At 68.3% G+C, this 19,331-nt stretch carries 16 protein-coding genes; 8 read left to right on the top strand and 8 right to left on the bottom strand.

Going from position 1 to position 19,331, the window contains the following annotated elements:
- Positions 1 to 24 precede the first annotated feature (24 nt).
- Complete coding sequence (gene dnaN, locus Q343_RS0112275) at positions 25 to 1,155, bottom strand: DNA polymerase III subunit beta (RefSeq protein ID WP_029253866.1); 1,131 nt, start codon at positions 1,153 to 1,155, stop codon at positions 25 to 27.
- A 537-nt stretch (positions 1,156 to 1,692) separates the two neighbouring features.
- Complete coding sequence (gene dnaA / locus Q343_RS0112270) at positions 1,693 to 3,219, bottom strand: chromosomal replication initiator protein DnaA (RefSeq protein ID WP_029253865.1); 1,527 nt, start codon at positions 3,217 to 3,219, stop codon at positions 1,693 to 1,695.
- 330 nt (positions 3,220 to 3,549) lie between these two features.
- Here dnaA and rpmH point away from each other — a divergent pair, with 330 nt between their 5' ends.
- From rpmH to Q343_RS0112230, 8 genes are all read left to right on the top strand, one after another.
- The gene (rpmH, locus tag Q343_RS0112265) at positions 3,550 to 3,687 is read left to right on the top strand and encodes a 50S ribosomal protein L34 (RefSeq protein ID WP_029253864.1); all 138 of its coding nucleotides are present in this window, start codon (positions 3,550 to 3,552) and stop codon (positions 3,685 to 3,687) included.
- Positions 3,688 to 3,689: 2 nt separating this feature from the next.
- Complete coding sequence (gene rnpA / locus Q343_RS14190; RefSeq protein WP_043110070.1) at positions 3,690 to 4,052, top strand: ribonuclease P protein component; 363 nt, start codon at positions 3,690 to 3,692, stop codon at positions 4,050 to 4,052.
- The gene (gene yidD, locus Q343_RS0112255) at positions 4,049 to 4,387 is read left to right on the top strand and encodes a membrane protein insertion efficiency factor YidD (protein WP_081829820.1); all 339 of its coding nucleotides are present in this window, start codon (positions 4,049 to 4,051) and stop codon (positions 4,385 to 4,387) included. The genes rnpA and yidD overlap by 4 nt, the downstream gene beginning before the upstream one ends.
- 54 nt (positions 4,388 to 4,441) lie before the next feature.
- Positions 4,442 to 5,611 (top strand): membrane protein insertase YidC, encoded by a 1,170-nt coding sequence (gene yidC, locus Q343_RS0112250; protein ID WP_081829819.1) that lies wholly within the window; start codon positions 4,442 to 4,444, stop codon positions 5,609 to 5,611.
- A 35-nt stretch (positions 5,612 to 5,646) separates the two neighbouring features.
- Positions 5,647 to 6,165, top strand: a complete 519-nt coding sequence (locus Q343_RS0112245; RefSeq protein WP_052367207.1) for a Jag family protein — start codon at positions 5,647 to 5,649, stop codon at positions 6,163 to 6,165.
- A 1,996-nt stretch (positions 6,166 to 8,161) separates the two neighbouring features.
- A complete protein-coding gene (gene rsmG, locus Q343_RS0112240; protein ID WP_029253859.1) occupies positions 8,162 to 8,821 on the top strand; it encodes a 16S rRNA (guanine(527)-N(7))-methyltransferase RsmG in 660 nt (219 codons plus the stop codon).
- Between the two features lie 231 nt (positions 8,822 to 9,052).
- Entirely contained in the window at positions 9,053 to 9,997 is a 945-nt protein-coding gene (locus Q343_RS0112235; protein WP_052367205.1) for a ParA family protein, read from the top strand.
- Complete coding sequence (locus Q343_RS0112230) at positions 9,994 to 11,328, top strand: ParB/RepB/Spo0J family partition protein (protein WP_029253857.1); 1,335 nt, start codon at positions 9,994 to 9,996, stop codon at positions 11,326 to 11,328. Before Q343_RS0112235 ends, Q343_RS0112230 begins: the two co-directional genes overlap by 4 nt.
- A gap of 109 nt (positions 11,329 to 11,437) precedes the next feature.
- Here the strand turns inward: Q343_RS0112230 and trxA are convergent, their stop codons facing one another.
- The 6 genes from trxA to Q343_RS0112200 form a co-directional block, all read right to left on the bottom strand.
- The gene (gene trxA, locus Q343_RS0112225) at positions 11,438 to 11,764 is read right to left on the bottom strand and encodes a thioredoxin (RefSeq protein ID WP_029253856.1); all 327 of its coding nucleotides are present in this window, start codon (positions 11,762 to 11,764) and stop codon (positions 11,438 to 11,440) included.
- Positions 11,761 to 12,792, bottom strand: a complete 1,032-nt coding sequence (trxB, locus tag Q343_RS0112220; protein ID WP_043110069.1) for a thioredoxin-disulfide reductase — start codon at positions 12,790 to 12,792, stop codon at positions 11,761 to 11,763. The genes trxA and trxB overlap by 4 nt, the downstream gene beginning before the upstream one ends.
- 92 nt (positions 12,793 to 12,884) lie before the next feature.
- Entirely contained in the window at positions 12,885 to 14,729 is a 1,845-nt protein-coding gene (locus Q343_RS0112215) for a hypothetical protein (RefSeq protein ID WP_029253854.1), read from the bottom strand.
- 55 nt (positions 14,730 to 14,784) lie between these two features.
- On the bottom strand, positions 14,785 to 16,707 hold the full coding sequence (gene murJ / locus Q343_RS0112210) for a murein biosynthesis integral membrane protein MurJ (protein WP_248616827.1): 1,923 nt from the start codon (positions 16,705 to 16,707) through the stop codon (positions 14,785 to 14,787).
- Positions 16,704 to 18,689, bottom strand: coding sequence for a DUF6049 family protein (locus tag Q343_RS0112205; RefSeq protein ID WP_155990741.1), 1,986 nt, complete (start codon positions 18,687 to 18,689; stop codon positions 16,704 to 16,706). Before Q343_RS0112205 ends, murJ begins: the two co-directional genes overlap by 4 nt.
- The gene (locus Q343_RS0112200) at positions 18,686 to 19,324 is read right to left on the bottom strand and encodes an NUDIX domain-containing protein (RefSeq protein WP_081829817.1); all 639 of its coding nucleotides are present in this window, start codon (positions 19,322 to 19,324) and stop codon (positions 18,686 to 18,688) included. The genes Q343_RS0112205 and Q343_RS0112200 overlap by 4 nt, the downstream gene beginning before the upstream one ends.
- Positions 19,325 to 19,331 lie beyond the last annotated feature (7 nt).

Genomic DNA, 19,331 nt, shown 5'->3' with positions numbered 1-19,331 from the left:
GAGTACCTCCAGGGTGTTCCAGGACTAGCTGGCGAACCGGATGGGGACCAGCAGGTAGCGGTATCCGGTGGACGGCTCTCCCTCGAGAGACTCCTGCCCGACGAACTCCACCGGCTTGTTCGGGTGCGTGAAGCCGAGGCGGACGAAGTCGGTACCCATGGCCCCGAGGCCGTCCAGCAGGAACTGCGGGTTGAACGCGACCGAGATGTCCTCGCCGTCGAGCGAGGCCTCGAGCGCCTCGGACGCCTGCGCGTCGTCTCCCTGCCCGGCGTCGAGCACGACCTGCCCCTCGCTGAAGGAGAGGCGGATCGGTGTGTTGCGCTCGGCGACGAGCGCCACGCGCTTGGCCGCCTCGATCAGCGGTGAGGTGGCCACGACGGCGCGGATCGGGCTCTCGTCCGGGAACAGACGACGGACCGGTGGGTAGTCACCGTCGACGAGCTGCGACGTCGTGTGCCGACCGCCGGCCTCGAACCCGATGAGGTCGACCCCCGCGCCGGTGCTCAGCCCCATGTTGACCTTGCCCGACGAACCGAGGGCCTTCGCGACGTCGTTCAGCGTGCGTGCCCGCACGAGAGCGACCTGGGAGATCGACGGCGAGGCCGGCGTCCACGTCATCTCGCGCAGCGCGAGGCGATAGCGGTCGGTGGCGAGGAGCGTGATGTTCTCGCCCTCGATCTCCATCCGCACGCCCGTCAGCAGGGGGAGTGTGTCGTCGCGGCTGGCGGCGACACCGACCTGGGCGACCGCGTGCGTGAACTCGTCGCCGGAGACCGTGCCGCTGAGCTCCGGCATCGCCGGGAGGGCGGGGTAGTCCTCCACCGGCATCGTCAGCAGCGTGAAGCGGCTGGCCCCGCACGTGACGACGACCTTGGACCCGTCCACGGAGACGTCCACCGGCTTGTTCGGCAGAGCACGGGAGATCTCCGCCAGCAGGCGGCCCGAGACGAGCACGGTGCCGGACTCGGAGACGTCCGCCGGGATCTCGGAACGTGCCGACACCTCGTAGTCGAACGTGGAGAGACTCAGCGTTCCCTCGGACGACGCCTCGATACGCACGCCGGCCAGCACGGGTGCCGGCGGGCGGGTGGGGAGCGTTCTTGCAGTCCATGTCACTGCGTCGGCAAGGACATCCCGCTCGACCCGGAACCTCATCCTCGAACCCTCTCGTCCAAATGTCAGTGATCACGGCCGAATCTCGTGATTCACGCGAGATCGACCGTGGTTGCACACTACGCGAGCCAGGGCCTGACGGACATCTGGCGCGACGTCGACTTTGTACCGTTCATCGACGTCCACAGTGTTGTCCACACTCGTCCACAGAAGATGTGGAAACAGGAAGGTTCTGGATTCGAACACTTGTACACACCTGTGCGTAGTGCTGTGGACAAGTGTGGACAGGGTCGGTGTCGCTGTGGACGCAACGCGGGGTGCCTGTGGGCAGAGTGTGGGTAACTTCTGTCGATCCACAGGGGCTGCGACTTGTCCACATTTTCGTGGACAGGATGCACACAGGCAGAACATGCCTCTGACCTGCGAAAACACCGGTTACCCACAAGTTCCACAGCCCCGATGACTACGACGAACTAGTTCTATAGAGGGAAATCTCAAGCACCTTCATGTGGACGGACCGGCCCGGATGCACAGATGCCGCCGTCCACACGGATGTGGACGGCGGCACGGGGGACAGAATCACCGGTGCGGCTGCTGCTTGATCCTGCTGGTGAGCTCGGTGACCTGGTTGTAGGTCGATCGACGCTCCGCCATCTGGTCGGCGATCTTCCGGTTCGCGTGCATCACCGTCGTGTGGTCCCGGCCACCGAACTGCTGCCCGATCTTGGGCAGTGACAGGTCGGTGAGCTCCCGGCAGAGGTACATCGCGATCTGACGTGCCGTGACGAGCACACGTGAGCGCGACGTCCCACACAGATCGTCGATGGTGAGACCGAAGTAGCCGGCGGTCTGGGCGATCACGACGGCGGGGGTGATCTCCTGCGGCTCGTCGTCAGTGATGAGGTCCTTCAGGACGATCTCGGCGAGAGCGAGGTCCACCTGCTGCCGGTTCAGGTTCGCGAACGCCGTGACGCGGATCAGCGCACCCTCGAGCTCACGGATGTTCGAGGAGATCTTCGACGCGATGTAGGAGAGGACGTCGTTGGGCGCTGCGAGGTTCTCTCGGCTCGCCTTCTTGCGGAGGATCGCGATGCGCGTCTCGAGGTCGGGGGGCTGGACGTCGGTGATGAGACCCCACTCGAAGCGGGACCGCAGTCGAGCCTCGAAGCCCGCGAGCTGCTTGGGCGGCAGGTCCGAGGTGATCACCACCTGCTTGTTCGCGTTGTGGAGCGCGTTGAACGTGTGGAAGAACTCCTCCATCGTCTGTTCCTTGCCCTGGAGGAACTGGATGTCGTCGATGAGGAGGACGTCGACGTCGCGGTACCGGCGCTGGAAGGCGCCCGCCTTGCCCTCACCGATGCTGTTGATGAAGTCGTTGGTGAACTCCTCGGAGTTCACGTACCGCACGCGCACGTGTGGATACAGGTTGTAGGCGTAGTGGCCGATCGCGTGCAGGAGGTGGGTCTTGCCGAGGCCGGAGTCCCCGTAGATGAACAGAGGGTTGTAGGCCTTGGCCGGGGCTTCGGCGACCGCCACCGCCGCGGCGTGGGCGAACCGGTTGGAGGCTCCGATGACGAACGTCTCGAAGATGTACTTCGGGTTGAGACGCGACGGCTCGGCCTGCCGGCGTGGCTCGGGGCTCCTGCGGCTGGGCGCCACGTCCGCGGGGGAGGGACGCTCGAAGGCTTCGTCGTCGCCGTCGGCGTCCAAGGCGTCGGACCCCGTGGCGAAGGGGTCGGCGTCCTCGCCCTGTGACGGCGGTCCTGAGCGACGTGGGGACAGGAACGCGGGAGACTCCTCGACCGAGTCGGGGGAGGGCCCCGTCGGCGGCTGGACGTCCATGTCGGGCTCGACCGAGATGGCGAACCGGACCTCCGTCCCCAGCACGGACGTCAGCGCTTCGACGAGATCGTCGCGGAGGCTGGACTCGATGAACGTCCGCACGTGATCTGCGGGCACGGCGAGGAAGACGTTTCCCTCGAAGACTGCTCGGGGCTTCGCCATCTTGACGTAGCCCATCTGGCGTCGTGTCATGTGGGGGTTGGACCCCAGTGTCGCGATCGTCTGTTCCCAGACCTCGTCGATGCTGACTTCCGCTGCGGGCACGGGGTTCCCTTCCCTGCTGACGGGCTGATGGCTGAGCCGGAGTCTGCCACGCACTCCGGTTTTCCACATAGTTTTCCACAGCCTGTGAGGTCGGTGCCGCACGGCTCAGGGCGCGGTGGTGCGTGCGCTCCGGTCATGGGCGCGCTAGGGTGAGCCGGTTTGACTTGACGCCGCACGGCGGCGTAACGTCATACAGCCGTTCCGAGCAGTTTCGGCGTGCCCGTGAGCCTGAACACCAGGACCGTGCGTCGAACGCTCAGCGGCCACATGAACCTGCAACACCAGTGCATGACCGACCCGCGGTGATGCGCCCCGACCTTGGAGCACCTCGTGAGCAAGCGGACCTTCCAGCCGAACAACCGTCGTCGTGCGAAGACCCACGGCTTCCGTCTGCGCATGCGCACGCGCGGTGGCCGCGCGGTTCTCGCTGCGCGCCGTCGCAAGGGCCGTTCCGAGCTCTCTGCCTGAGAGTGCTTCCACCGGCACACCGACTTCGCCGCTCCCCGGACTTCCGAGCAGCGGTGCGACGTGGAGCGCGTGCCGGTAGTTCAACACTCGTTGTGCACATGCTCCCGGCGTCTGACGACGCCGGGAGCATTGCTGTGCCCACCGTCGGGTTCGTCGTGTCGAAGCAGGTCGGGAACGCCGTCGAGCGGAATCTCGTGAAGAGACGCCTTCGTGGAGCGTTCCGGTCCCACCTCGAGGAGCTCCCGGCGGGATCCACGACCGTCGTCCGTGCGCTGCCAGCGTCGGCCGGCGCGGACTACAGCACGCTGGAGGCCGACCTCGACCGCTGTCTGCGACGCACGCGGACCCGCGGGGGCTCGAGGTGACGGCGCCGACGGCTCCGAGGACCGAATCAGCGGTAGCTCCGCCCCGCGTCAGCGGGTGGCGACGTGCACTCCGATTCGTCCGGAAGATCCCTGTACTCGTGCTCGTGGGCATCGTGCGCGCCTACCAGTCGGTGATCTCACCGATGACGGGTCCCACCTGCAAGTACTACCCCTCTTGCTCGCAGTACGCCCTGATCGCGGTACAACGCCATGGTGCGCTGCGGGGGAGTGGGCTCGCCGCCTGGCGGGTCCTGCGGTGCAATCCGTGGAGCGATGGCGGCGTGGACGACGTGCCAGCGACTCGACGGGACGAGACCACGCACGACCACCACTGAAAGCCGGCTCACCGCAGCAACCACGGGTGACCGACCACGAGGAGCACTCCAGCGATGTTTCAGATTCTCTACCCCATCGAGTGGGCAGTCGCATGGATCATGCAACTGTGCCACCAGGGCCTGCTGTTACTCGGGTTCTCCGACGGTCCCGGCCCTGCCTGGGTGCTGTCCATCGTCGGTCTCGTCATCATCATCCGTGTCGCCCTCATCCCGCTGTTCTTCAAGCAGATCAACGCATCCCGAGGCATGCAGCTGATCCAGCCCGAGATGCAGGCGATCCAGAAGAAGTACAAGAACAAGAAGGACCCGGCGTCGCGCGAGGCCATGAGCCGCGAGACGATGGCGCTGTACAAGAAGCACGGCACGAACCCGTTCGCGTCGTGCCTCCCGATCCTTCTGCAGATGCCGATCTTCTTCGCGCTCTTCCGCGTGCTGAACAGCCTGCAGCCGATCGCGGAGGGGAGTCAGGACGCCCTGGGTCCGATCACCCAGGAGGTCGCCTCCGACATCGAGCGCTCGACCGTGTTCGGTGCGCAGCTCTCCGACGTCTTCCTGCAGACCGACTCGATCCAGGCGAAGATCGTCATCGGCTGCCTGATCCTCCTCATGGTCGGGACGACGTTCTTCACGCAGCGCCAGCTCACGATGAAGAACATGCCGCCTGCTGCGCTCGAGGGCCCTGCTGCTCAGACGCAGAAGATGATGCTGTACTTGTTCCCGCTGATCTTCCTCGTCTCGGGTGTGAACTTCCCCGTCGGTGTCCTCGTCTACTGGTCGACCACGAACGTCTGGTCGATGGGGCAGCAGTACTACACGATCTCCCGGATGCCGGCTCCCGGTTCGGAGGCCGAGCGTCGACTCAAGGAGAAGAAGGCCAAGAAGCGGATCGCCAAGGGCTTGCCGCCAGAGGAAGAGACACCTGCGGTGGAGGAGAAGCCCCGCGGACAGCGGCAGCAGCCCAAGCGCAAGAACCGTGCAGCGGGCCCGAAGCCGGCGGCATCCTCGCAGGGCGCCGCCGCGGAGCAGGTCGGCTCGGACACGACAGCCGAAGGCAGCGATGAGGACGGCGAGTCCGGCGTGGAGAATGCATCGACTCCGCAGAGCTCGTCGGCTCCCCAGAAGCCGAACGGTCAGAAGCCACGTACGCACAAGCCCGGACAGAAGAAGCCTGGACAGAAGAAGTCCGGCGGATCCGGGAACTCCTCCAAGAAGCGCAAGAAGTGATGGACGAGCCGATGCTCGACGCGAAGGGTGAACCCATGTCGAAGGATGAAGCAGCGCCCGCAGTCGACGGAGCGCAGGAGTTGCGAACGCTCGAAGAAGAGGGCGAGATCGCGGCGGACTATCTCGAGGAGCTCCTCGACATCGCGGATCTCGACGGCGACATCGACATCGACGTCGAGAACGGTCGTGCGGCCGTGGAGATCCTGACCGAGGACGGGTCGCTCGACGAACTCGTCGGCTCCGACGGAGAGGTTCTCGAGGCGCTGCAGGACCTGTCCCGCCTCGCGGTCCAGGCAAAGACGGGGGAGCGGAGTCGCCTGATGCTCGATGTCGCAGGCTTCCGCAAGCGGCGCCGGAGCGAGCTCGTGGATCTTGCGAGCATCGCGATCGAGCGTGTGCAGTCGGGTGCTGCGCCCGAGACGTCCCTCGAGCCGATGAATGCGTTCGAGCGGAAGGTCGTGCATGACGCCGTCGCGGCCGCCGGTCTCCGTTCTGACTCGCGGGGCGTCGACCCCGAGCGCTACGTCGTCGTTCAGGCGGCCGCGACGGAGTAGCAGCTTCACGAGCAGCATCGAGGGTCTGCCCCGGACAGAAGATCTGTCCGGGGCAGACTTTTGTGGTTCGGCGTGAGGTTTCACGTGAAACGCAGGCGCGTACGTGGCTCCTTCCGTGCCCAGATGGGCCGATCGGCAGCGTCGATGCCAGCGGTCGGGAGATGTGCGATGTGGCTCTGGATCGCGCTAGCGGTCCGGTCATGTGATGGCGGGCTACGGTCGCCGGTTCAGGTCCGTGCGCAGAGTCGAGCAGTGGACAGTCATCGTCGAAGCCCTCTCTCGTCGGTCTGGGGCTGCGCTGGGGTCAGGGAGTTCGGCAGTTCTACTGTCGTCGGTGCCGGAGGACGTAGGTGGGTGGCCCGGTTTGCGAGCATGTATTGCAGACGGCGGACGGGCCGAGAGTCCGAGCGCGGTGGCGGACGCAGGGGGGAGTGTGGGTGAGTCCAGGCCCGCGGGAGGTGCGCCGTGCCGTGGATCCTGAGGATGGTCTTCTTGGCCGACAGTGCTCGATCCGGTGGCCTCTACCGCCGCCCGCACGCGCGATGTACGCGAGAGTCGCACTCAATCGCGTCCCAGGGCATAGTGCCCATGGCATGCACTCTGCACGCGGGTTGAACGGCGGTGCAAGTTCGGGTTCACAGCGCGTCCGCGTTCGATTGGACACCGGTCTCTCACGAACGAGGCGTGTCCCGATCCCTGAACTGCCAACGTGGTGCGTCTAGCGATGGCCCGGGGTTTCCGCGGAGAAGTTCGTCCGCCATTCGGGTTCGGTGGAGAGATCCTCCGAAGGGTCGACCCGACGGAACTTCTCTCGGCATGGCGGGGTCGATGACAGCCCGGTCGGGACCGGACGGAGTCTGGTGGCACGCTGACGTTCCCGCTGCTCGGGTCTGGAGGAAGTACGGACGGCGGTCAGGAGGAATTGCGGACGGCCAGCTCTGGCGTCAGTGACGAGTCCTGGGTTCAGGCAGGCTGCCTACACCGGGGTGTGGTCCGCGTTCGGAGTGCATCTGCGCGGACGTGTGTCGTTGAGGGTGCCGAGGCGCTTCGATCTGCTCAGTCGCCCATGCCAAGTGAGCGGACCTGGCGGGGGAGGGGAGTAGAGCCAGGCAGTCAGTGAAGCCGAGTACCTACGATGCCCGAAGGCGGTTCATCGTGGTGGTCTCCAGAAGGACATGGGCGAAAGTGCGTCGGTGTCTGCCTGCGCGGACCGACCGTTTCACGTGAAACGTGGCGCGGTGATGCAGCGTGGTGTCAAAGCTCCAACTTCTCTGCTCCGTGTCGGCCACACGCTGGGGTTTCTACCGTCACCCTGCGGGCTGAGCGTGATCCACAGCGTCCGTACTCGGCGGCTGACCGTCGTCGCGCTCCGAGCAGCGTCACAGTGAACCGGAAGATCGTCGGCTCCTTGCGACGTTGCGCGGGGGTGGGTGCCGTGCCGGAGACTGCGCACGCCGACCCGGAGGACTTCGCCCACGCCGATCCGCTGAGTGTCACCACCGAAGATCTGGAAGCATGCTCTCTTGCTCAGAAGGTCGGGGCCTCGGCCGCAGTGTGGTCGCTGTCCATCTGCCCGCCACGGTCGATACAGGGATCTGCTGAAGGTCGCGGACCTGTGGCCACGACAGGGGTCTGCCGGACCTCGTGGATCCGCCGGACCTCGGCAATTCGCCGGCACGGTCGTGTAAGGCCCGCACTGATGGCCAGTTCCAAGGGAGAGAGGGGAAGCGGCCATGTCCTCGTCGTGGTGGGGATGATGTCCCACTCCTCGAGGGGCCGCACCCAGCAGGTTGTCGAGGGGGCCGCGAGTACCGGGTCGGCTTCAGCCACACGGTGATCTGTGTTTCACGTGAAACATCTCTGTGCGGTGGTTTCCGTTCGTCCACAGTTGCCCGTCGCATCTCACTCCCCAGATCATGAGGACCAGCGCTCCTTGAGCTCTCGGGGTCGATAGGCTCAGTGTGTACCGGTTGGATTAACCTGAAGGGCCACCTTGATGAGTGCCGCACCCGACGAAGTAGTCGCACAGCGCGACCGAGAGCTGTCCGAGTCGCCCGCTGTCCGCGAACTCCTCGGAGAGGCGCGCCCGCAGATCGTGCAGTTCGCCGAGATGCTCGAGACTGACGGTGAGCTCCGAGGATTGATCGGCCCGCGGGAGTTGCCGCGCTTGTGGGAGCGGCACATCTTGAACTCTGCGGCTGTCGTGCAGTTCGTGCGAGATGCTCCGACGATCGCGGACGTCGGGAGCGGAGCTGGACTCCCCGGAATAGTCGTCGCGGCGATGGTCCCCTCGGCGACCGTCACGCTGATCGAGCCGATGGAACGCCGCTGTACCTGGCTGGCTGAGGTGGTCGAGGCACTCGGACTCGAGAACGTGGTGATCAAGCGCGGTCGCGCTGAGGAGTTTCACGACGCGTTCGAGGTCGCCGCGGTCACGTCGAGAGCGGTTGCTGCCCTGGACAAGCTGAGCCGCCTCTCGCTGCCGCTGGTGGAAGTCGGCGGCCAGATGGTGGTGCTCAAGGGGCAGAACGTCCAGCAGGAGATCCCTAAGGCGCTGAAGGTCATTCGCCGGTTCAAGGCGTCGGAGCCAGAGGTGCTTTCGGCAGAGGTCGCTGCAGGAGTGGAGTCGACGACAGTCGTACGAATCCGGCGGTAGGGGAGCGGTTCGTCGGTGTCCGACGAACGGCTGCACCCGCGGGTCGCACTGCGGTAGGCGCGCCTGATCAGATCGACTCGATCGGCGAGGCATCCTTAGAACGTGGAGACGGAGGCACATGTGAGTGAGGCGGAACACCGCGACAGGCCCGAGAGTGCGGGTGGGGCAGTTTCACGTGAAACGCCGAACGAGGAGATGCGCCGGGCGGAACTGATGGCGAGCCTTCCTCACATGGATGACGACACGCCACTGGCAGCACAACTGGCCATGGATGCTCGTCGACGGATCGAACTCCATGGGCGACGGTTCGCCCGACCGCCTCAGACGCGCATCATGACAGTCGCGAACCAGAAGGGCGGCGTCGGCAAGACGACGACGACCGTCAACGTCGCCGCGGGACTGGCGATGGCCGGCCTCAACGTTCTCGTCATCGACAACGACCCACAAGGGAACGCGTCGACGGCTCTGGGTGTAGAGCATCGATCGGGGACACCGTCGGTCTACGAGGTTCTCGTCGAAGGCGCTCCGATGTCGGAGTCGGTACAGCAGTGCCCCGACATTCCGACGTTGTGGTGTGTGCCGGCGACGATCGATCTCTCAGGAGCGGAGATCGAGCTCGTCTCGCTCGTTTCACGTGAAACACGACTTCGTCGTGCGCTCGACGTCTACCTCCAGGAACGTGAGGCGTCGCCAGAAGGGCGTATCGACTACGTGCTGGTCGACTGCCCTCCGAGCCTCGGCCTCCTCACGGTCAACGCCTTTGTCACGGGACGCGAGGTCTTGATTCCGATCCAGTGCGAGTACTACGCGCTCGAGGGCCTCAGCCAACTGCTGAAGACGATCGACATGATCAAGGCACATCTGAACCCCACGCTTCACGTCTCGACGATCCTGCTCACGATGTATGACGGACGCACGAACCTCGCGCAGCAGGTGGCGCAAGAGGTTCGGACTCACTTCCCTGAGCAGACTCTGCGGACGACAGTCCCACGCTCCGTGCGCATCTCCGAGGCTCCGAGCCACGGGCAGACCGTGATGACCTACGACCCTGGCTCGACCGGGGCATTGGCCTATCTCGAAGCAGCACGGGAAGTCACCGAACGTGACCCTGCACTTCGGGGCGCACCGTCTCAGACCACGACAGCAACGAATGAGCAGCAAGGGGAGACACGATGAGCGACCGACGACGAGGGCTCGGGCGAGGTCTCGGGGCACTCATTCCCACGTCGAGCGAGGGTGCGCGGCCGGTCGACGTCTTCTTCCCCAGTTCATCACCGACGGCGGACGGTCCGGAAGAGTCCACCGTCGCTGTCGCCACGGTGTCTGTGCCGGAGTCGCTTGAGGACCTCGCGAACTCAGACGGTGGCACCGACGCCACGGCTACGGGCGACGCGGATGCGCTCCACGCCCGTGAGGACGCGGGGGAGCACGACGAGAGTGTCGATCAGAGGGGTTCCGCGACCCCTTCGGCGCCCAAGGACGCGGAGGACGGCTCCACGTCCAGTGGAGCGGTGGTCACGGGTGCAGACAGCCTCCTGAACAACCCGGCTCCCATGCGCAGCCGGAACCAGGCAGACGAAACCGAAGCCCGGTCCGAGTCCGGGCCGGCACGTCAGGAGTCCGCTGCTGGAGAAACCCACGCCGCTGATGTTCCACGTGAATCACCGTCGGACGGCGGCCTCGTCCCGGTGCCCGGTGCGACGTTCGCAGAGCTCGGCATCGATGCGATCCACCCCAACGCACGCCAGCCCCGGACGGTGTTCGACGAGGGGGAGCTTGACGAGCTGATCGGTTCGATCCGCCAGATCGGTGTCCTGCAGCCGATCGTCGTCCGTGCCGACGGAGATGGCTACGAGCTCATCATGGGGGAGCGGCGGTGGCGTGCTTCGCGTGCCGCCGGCCTCGACACGATCCCTGCCATCATCCGGTCGACCGACGACGCAGACATGCTGCGCGACGCGCTCCTGGAGAACCTCCACCGTGCAGCACTGAATCCCCTTGAAGAGGCTGCGGCGTATCGCCAGCTTCTCGACGACTTCGGCTGCACCCACGAGGAACTCGCCTCACGCATCTCCCGGTCGCGGCCGCAGATCTCGAACACTCTGAGGCTCCTGAAGCTCCCACCCCTGGTCCAACGACGCGTCGCTGCCGGAGTGCTCTCGGCGGGCCACGCGCGGGCGTTGCTCAGCCTCGACGACCCGGCAGCTGCTGAACAGCTTGCGCAGAGGATCGTGGCGGAGGGCCTTTCCGTCCGTGCGACGGAGGAGATCGTCGCTCTCGGTGGGCTCGACGACAAGCCGAAGCGTGCCCCGAGAGCGGGTCAGCGCATCCAGGCGATCGAGGATCTCTCGTCGCGGCTCTCGGACCGGTTCGAGACGCGCGTGAAGGTCAACCTCGGAAAGAACAAGGGCCGCCTCACGGTGGAGTTCGCCTCGGTCGAGGACCTCAACCGCATCCTCGACGTCATGGCTCCGCAGGACCCGGGAGTCTTCCGCGAGAACGGCTGACCAGCACAGACGGACCGCTGACCAGCACAGACACATGTCCGCAGATACACGTCGAGGGCCCCGCACCGCGGGGCCCTCGACGTGTATGAGGTGATGGTTCAGCTGGCGATCAGGCGAGGACCTCGTCGATCTCCTGCGCGATCGCACGCTTGGGGCGGGCACCGACGATCGACTTCACGAGCTCGCCGCCGCGGTAGATGTTGAGCGTGGGGATCGACGTGATGCCGTAGGCGGCAGCAGTGGCCTGGTTGGCGTCGGTGTCGAGCTTGGCGATCGTCACCTTGCCCGCGTAGTCCGATGCCAGCTCCTCGAGAACGGGGGCCACCTGACGGCACGGGCCGCACCACTCGGCCCAGAAGTCCACAATGACGGGAACGTCGGAGTCGAGGACGGTCTCCTTGAAGGTCGCGTCGGTGACGGGAACGGTGGCGCTCACTTGATCTCCTCCAGTGCTTCGGGGAGCCCCTCGGGGTTCGGCTCGGCGGGGGTGCCGGCCAGGGACTCGAGTCCGGCCTTGTCTGCGGCCTCGGTCAGGAACGTCTGAGCATCGAGGGCGGCAGAGCAACCGGTGCCCGCCGCCGTGATGGCCTGGCGGTAGATGTGGTCGACTGCGTCACCGCACGCGAACACACCCGGAAGGTTGGTCGCGGTCGTGGGGTGGTCGACGACGATGTAGCCCTCGTCGTCGAGCGTCACCTGCTCGGTGAGGAGCTCCGTGCGCGGGTCGTGGCCGATGGCGACGAACAGCCCGGTGGCGTCGAGCGTGCGGGTCTCGCCGGTGGTGGTGTCCGTCAGCTCGAGGGACTCGACCTTGTCGGTCCCGTTGATGCCGCTGACCGCGCTGTTCCACGCGAACTCGATCTTCGGGTCGGCGAGAGCGCGGTCGGCCATGATCTTCGAGGCGCGGAGCTCCTCGCGGCGGTGGATGATCGTGACCTTCGAGGCGAATCGGGTGAGGAACGTCGCCTCCTCCATCGCCGAGTCGCCACCGCCGACGACGGCGATGTGCTGGTTGCGGAAGAAGAACCCGTCGCACGTCGCGCACCACGAGACACCGCGGCCGGAGAGTCGCTTCTCGTCGTCGATCCCGAGCTCGCGGTACGCGGACCCGGTGGCCAGGATGACGGCCCGGCTGCGGAACGTCTCGCCGTTCGCGGTCGTGACGGTCTTGATGTCACCGGTGAGCTCGAGCGTCTCGGCGTCGTCGTAGAGGATCGTCGCGCCGAAGCGGTCCGCCTGGCTCCGCATGTTCTCCATGAGGTCCGGGCCGAGTACGCCCTCGGGGAACCCGGGGAAGTTCTCGACCTCGGTGGTGTTCATGAGCGCGCCACCCGCGGTGACCGAGCCGGCGAGGACGACAGGCTCCAGGCCTGCGCGCGCGGCGTAGACCGCTGCGGTGTACCCCGCGGGCCCCGATCCGACGATGACGAGGTCTCGGACCTCGGGGGTTGACTCCTGGTTCACGTGTTCTCCTTCTTCGCTGGTCTCCTGCGAGGGGAACACCGCGAGGGGTGGCGATGTTCCAGGCGTCCGCAGCGGCGCGACACGGTCGTCCGCTAGGAAACGATGATCTCCTTGAGCTCCACCCGGTTGCCGCCGTCCGCTGCCTGTGGCAGCTCGGTGAACCACAGGACGAACGTATCGACCTCGGTGGCGTCGAAGTTGAACTCGGTCTGTCCCTCGAGTGAACCGGAGGCGAGAACATCGCCACCCGTGGGGTCGGAGCTGTCGGTCGCACGGATCTCGACGTTTCCACCGGTGTTGTTGGTGTCGAGGATGACCGTCGAGACCTCGGCGGGCTCCTTGAGCTCCACCGCGTATCCGACGCCGTCCTTCAGCCCGCCGAACTGGGGGGACCCGTACGTGCGGGTGTACCAGAACGTCTCGGGCTGGCCGTCGTGGGCACGCTCGACGGCTTCCGGGTGCTCGCCTGCGGTGTCGCCGGCTTCCTCGCCCTGGGGGTCCAGCTGGTCGCCGTCGTCGATCTCGGGGACGACCACCGGGGCCTCGGAGGTCGGCTCCTCGGTCGGCTCGTCCTCGGTCTCCTCGCCGGTGTCTTCCGGGGCCGCCGACTCGTCGCTCGTGGAGACGTCGGGAGCGGCGTCGACGGTCGAGTCGAAGGGAGAGAACACCTTGTTCAGCGACCAGACCAGCACGAGGATGACGGCCAGGGCCGCAAGTGCGATCACGATCCACGTCGGGTCGAACCGGCCGCCGGTGGACGACGAACCGTCGGTCCCGGCCCCCGCGCCGGCCGGAGCAGCACCCAGGGGCTGGCCCGCGGAGGTCTGGGTCGGGGCCGCCGGGGGCGCACCGAACTGCGCCGTCGACGCCGCGGACGCACCGAAGGCGGACGTGCGCGCCGGACCTGCGCCCGGCTGCTGAGGCTGCGGACCGGACTGGGGAGCCGCGGGCTGCGGCGGTCGCGTCGGGACGGGTGCGTGCTGCGTGGGCACGGGACCGGTGGGCGCGCCCACGGCGCCGGCGGCGTTCGCGGCCCCGGCCGCTCCGGCAGCGGCGCCTGCACCGGCCGCGCCGAACGCCGAGGTGCGGTGGATCCGCGGGCCTCGGCTCGACTGCCGGACGGGAGCACCTCGCGGGGGCTCCGGTGCGATCGGGGTCGGGGGTGCCGGGGGAGCGAGCTCGGGCCACGGCTCGAGGTCTGCGACGACGTCACCGGGGACCTGGGGCCCGCTCTGCGACCCCAGGGCGAGTGTCGACGTCGTGAGCGCCGCGAGGTCGGCGGGGACGTCCGGCGGGGGCACGGGGGTCCCGTCGCGGCGGGTCGCGGACAGCGGGGCCGGGTTGCCGGCGGTGAGTCGAAGGTCGTCCAGCGGGGCGCCGCCCCAGCGGGTGGTGAGGATGTAGTAGAGCAGGGCCACGAGCCCGACGGAGTCCGCCCGGGACGCCGCGTCGTCGGAGAGTCGGCGGCCGGCCACGCCGCCGTCGAGCCCCAGACCGGTGACGATGACGTCCCGGCCGTCGATCCGGACGCAGGACGGTCGCAGCGCGAGGTGGTGGACACCACGACGGCGCGCGGCCTCGAGCGCGGCGGCGGCCTCGCCGACCACGGCACGGGCCTGGTCGGCGCTGAGCTGCCCGGCCTCGACGACCTCGGTCAGCGGCGTGCCGCGGAACGACTCCGTGACGACGTACGAGACGCCCTCCTGGGCGCCGACGTCGAGCACACGGGTGAGGCGGGAGTCGGAGATCAGGGCGGCTCGTCGGGCGGCGTCGAGCGCCGCTCCCGCCGAGTCGCCGCGGACGACGGAGATCCGGACCTGTCGGTCGAGGACCGTGTCGTGCGCGGACCACGCCTCGACGTCGACGAGATCTGTCACCTGCCGGTCGCCGAGCCGGTAGCGACCGACCAAGGTTGTACCGGGACCGAGGGAACTCACCGAACCTCCGAAGCGACATCGTGGGTAGGACCAGCACCATGCTACGCGGTGATCGTTATCTCCCGGGCCGAATCTTGGCCATCAGAGGCCGTGCGAGGTCGTCGAGCTCGCGCACGTGCATGATCCGGAGGAGCAGCAGGTAGACGGCGAGCATCACGAGCCCTGCGCAGCCGGCGACGAGCAGCGCCCGGGTCCAGCTCAGACCGTACAGATCGCCGAACGGCTGGAGGGCCAGCCAGCCTGCCCCGGAGGCGACGAGGCTGGCGACGAGGACGCGCACGAGGAGCCGGAGGACCCGGGCGCCGTCGAGGCCGTCGAGCCTCTTGCGGAGCCCTGCGGCGCGGAGGATGATCACCAGGATGTTGGACAGGGACATGGCACCGGCGATCCCGACCACCCACCAGCGGGCGTCGAGCACCGCCGTCGCACCGTAGGCCGCGGCCAGCAGCAGGACGGTGCCCAGGAACTGGATCAGGAAGACGGAGCGGCCGTCCTCGTACGCGTAGTAGACCCATTTCATCAGCACCATGCCGCCGAGCGGGAAGAGACCGATCGACATCGCGACCAGCACCTGGCTGATCGCGACGATCGACGCCGGACTTCCCGTGGGGACCAGGAGCTTGGTGACGGGGTGGGCAAGGACGATCAGCACCGCCGTCGCGAAGATGGTGAAGACCGCGATCACGCGCAGGCCGCGGGAGAGGTCGGCGCGGACTGCGGCGGTGTCGCGGGCGTTCGCCGCCGCGCTCATCCCTGTGAACAGCGCGGTGGCGATCGACACGGTGACGAGCGAGTGGGGCAGGAGGTAGATCATCAGGGCCTGGGAGTAGGCGGCGGGTCCGGCGACGACGTACGCCTCGGGGGAGGCGGCGACGACGCCGGTGATCAGTGCCGAGCTCCCCGCGGCGTCCGCGAACGGTCCGAACCCCTGGCTCAGTGCTGTGCCGGGTGCCGCTGCGGCGATCCGGGTGATCATCAGGACACCGAGCTGCTCCAGCAGCACGGCCCCGAACGTCCATCCCGCGACCTGCCCGGCGCTGCGCAGGCCGATGCCACGGAACCCGAAGGCCACGCGCCAGCGGAAGCCGCCGCGGTAGAGGGGGACGAAGAGGACGAGCGCCTGCAGCGCTATGCCGGCCGTGGCGGTGCCGGCGAGGAGTGCGATCTTCGGGCCGTCCCACGCGGAGAGGTCGTCGACCTGCCCGGTGGCGGCCGGGCCGTAGATCGCGATGAAGACGGCGAACCCGGCGATCGAGACGAGGTTGTTGACGACGGGGGCCCACATGAACGGCCCGAACTGGCGGCGGGCGTTGAGGACCTGGCCGAGCAGCGTGTAGAGCCCGTAGAACATCAGCTGCGGGATGCACCAGTACCCGAACGTGATGGCCAGGGCGAGCTGCGGGTCGGACCAGGAGTCGCCCGCGTAGAGCGGGATGATGATGCTGGACCCGAGGGTCAGCAGCACCGTGATCGCGAGGATGAACGTCATCGCGAGCGTGAGGAGCTTGCCGATCCGTTCCTCGGGGTTGCGCTGCGTGTAGGCGCGCACGATCTGGGGGACGAGGACCGCGTTCAGCACGCCGCCGGCGAGGATGGCGAAGAAGATGTTGGGAATCTTGTTCGCGACGTCGAAAGCGTCGGCGGCCAGGCCGGTGGCCCCGACGGCCCCGACGAGGAGCATGTTGCGGACGAGGCCGAGCCCGCGGGAGACCGCCGTGCCGGCCGCCATGACTGCGCTGGAGCGGCCGAGGGACGAGCCGCCGCCTCCGGTCTCGCCACGTCCGGTCTCGCCACCCCCGGTTGCGCCCCCCTGGGGCGCCACGTCGTCGGGAGTGACGTCGTCGGGCGTCACGTCCCCGCCGGCGGTGTCGGGCTCGGTGAGGTCCGACGACGTCGGCTGCGTCCCGGGGGGAGCGGTCGCCGGGATGGTCTTCGGTGCGGGTGGGCGGGGTGTCCCGCGACGGCGTCCGTGTCTCACGGCGTGGCTCCTTGCTCCGACCGCGCGGTGGCGGTGCTCCGCCGGTGCCTGCGGACGGTGCGCCAGATTCCCCCGACGAGGAACCCGCCGAGGATGATGCTGATCACCCAGAGCCCGACGCCCGCCCAGTCGGCGCGGACGCGGACCTCGAACGTCGAGGAGTCGGCGACGCGCGAGCCGTCGGGGGCGAGGATCGAGATGGTGACGTTCACGTCGCCCGATCCGACGGCGGTGACCGGGACGGGGACCGGCGTCACGGTGCCGGCGGTGATGACGGCGGGCGGCACGGTGTCGGCCTGAAGCGCGGAGTCGTCCGGCTCGAGGACCACCTGGACGGTCGCGTCCTGCCCGAGGTCGTTCTGGACGTTGACGCGCAGGTCCCCGGACTCGGCGATGAGGTTGTAGTCGGAGGACTCGACGATGCTCACGGCGTCGAGCAGCTCGGCGGCTCGCCCGTGGGCGATCACTACGTCGGAGTCCCGGGCCTCGGGCTCGTCGCGTCCTGCGATCGCCGTGGGAGCGACGAGCGCGGGGTCCACCTGGGCGAGCAGCGCGTCGGGGTCCTCCACGATGGTGGAGAACTCTGCGATCGACGCGCGGTCGCGCACGAGCAGGTCGACGTCGGCGACGTCGAGCTCCGCGTCCGCGACGACGGAGGCCGGCAGCGGGGTGCGGGACCCGGGCGTCGGGGTGGTCTCGAGCACGGTGTCGAGGTCGACGACCCCTGCCCAGGGGAGCGCGTCGAGGGCGGAGAGGGCGTCGGCCGTGAGCTCGGCGTCGGGCGTCCAGTCGCGGGGGAACGCGGCGAGGACCGTCGTCGTCTGCGAGGGGCGCTCCGCCGCGATGGTCGCGGTCTCGGCCATGACCTGGCGGGCGTCGCCGACCTCGGCGTCGCCGCTCGTGGCCCGGGTGATCAGGTCGGAGAGGGACTCGTCCGCGACGACGGCGGTCGCGGAGCTGCCGTCGACGTCGACGCGGGTGGTCGCGTCGGGGGTCGCCACGCTCGACGCCGACGGTGCCAGGGCCCCGGTGACGACGACGAAGTCGGCGGCGTCGGCCGAGGCGGCGACGGTCGCCTGGTCCGGTGCCGGGGCGGGCCAGATCAGGTCGGTCCGCCACTCGGACCCGGGGCCGGTGACGTCGAGCCGCGGCACGTCCTCGCCGGCGTGGGCCAACGCCGCGGGGTCCGGGTCGAGGGCGGGCAGGGCGAAGACGTCGCGGTCCTGCGCCCCCGCGACGACGTCGGCCACCCACGACTCGGCGTCGTCGGTCTCGACGAGGTTCGCCTCCTGCACCAGCCAGGGATCGACGGCCCACGCGATGGGCTGGTCCTCGGTCGCGGCGACGACGTCCGCGAGCCTGCGGTCCGGGCGGACCGCGTCGGTCAGCGCGAGCTCGGCGGTCGTCGGGTCGGTGCTGACGAGGGGACCGACGACCGGGGCGAGGAGGCCGACCTGGACCGGGGCGACGTCGTCGGACCCCTCGGGGGACCAGACGACGAAGGTGCGGTCCACGACGACCCCGTCCCCGGTGCTCACCGCGACCGCGATGCCGTGGGCGCCCCAGTCGGTCCAGGACCCGATCCCGGCCTGGGCGCGGGTGAACTCGAACGTGACGGAGGCGTCCTCGCCGGGTTCGATCTCGTCGATCTCCTCGGTGAGGATCTCCAGCCCCACCGGGCCGTCGTCGTCGGCGGTGCTCCACGTCTCGACCCACGACCGGGTGTGGCCGTCCTCGCGGTCGATCCCGAGCCGCGCCGTGGCGTCCGTGATCGGCTCGGACCCGGTGTTGGTGACGGTGGCCACGACGGTGACCTCAGTGTCGTAGTCGAGGATCGCGGGGGTGACCTCACCGATGCTGACGGTGGCGTTCGACGTCGCGTCGTCGGCCGACGCCGCGGGGACCGTTCCGAGGCTGAACGCCCCGATGGCTGCCAGCACTGCCACGGCACGTGCCCACGCGCCGGAGCGAGGGTGAGTCATGGGGCGTCTGTGCCGTTCTCGTCGGGGTCGCGGGGCCGGGCTCGGGTTGCTCGGGACACGGTACCGCGCACGTAGCGCACCTCGAGACCGGCCAGGATGTCGCTCGCCGCGGCGACGAGCCTCCGCTCGTTCGGGTAGGCGAGGCGGTCCGGGAGGTCGCGCATCGCGATCCATGCGACGTCCTCGGCCTCGTGGTCGGGGTCGTTCTCGATGGTCAGGTAGCCGCCGACGGCGTCGAGCAGGAAGTGGTGGACGACCTTGTGGACGCGGTGGTGGTCACCGGCGAACCAGTAGTCGATGGTGCCGAGCGGGCGTCGGACGACGCCGTCGATGCCCGTCTCCTCGGCGATCTCGCGGACCGCGGCCTCCTCGGCGGTCTCCTCGCCCTCGAGGTGCCCCTTGGGCAGGCACCACTCGAGCCGTCCCCCGCGGTTGCGGCGCGCGATCACGGCCACGTGCGGACCGTCGGGACGCAGGTCGACGACGACGCCGCCGGCGGAGACCTCGTCGACGACGGGTTGGGGGGTCGGTGGGGCCACCCGGCGACGTCGTTCGTGGGGATCGATGTGCATCCGGTGGCCGCCAGGTGGCGCAGGGGCTCCCCGAGGATCCGGGGAGTGGGCAGCCGAAGACATGCCGCAA

Origin of the sequence: Paraoerskovia marina DSM 21750 (assembly GCF_000701465.1) — a bacterium.
In the GTDB taxonomy this organism is placed as follows: domain Bacteria; phylum Actinomycetota; class Actinomycetes; order Actinomycetales; family Cellulomonadaceae; genus Paraoerskovia; species Paraoerskovia marina.
Note: the sequence above shows the minus strand (reverse complement) of the source record. Positions and strands in the feature narration are given on the sequence as shown.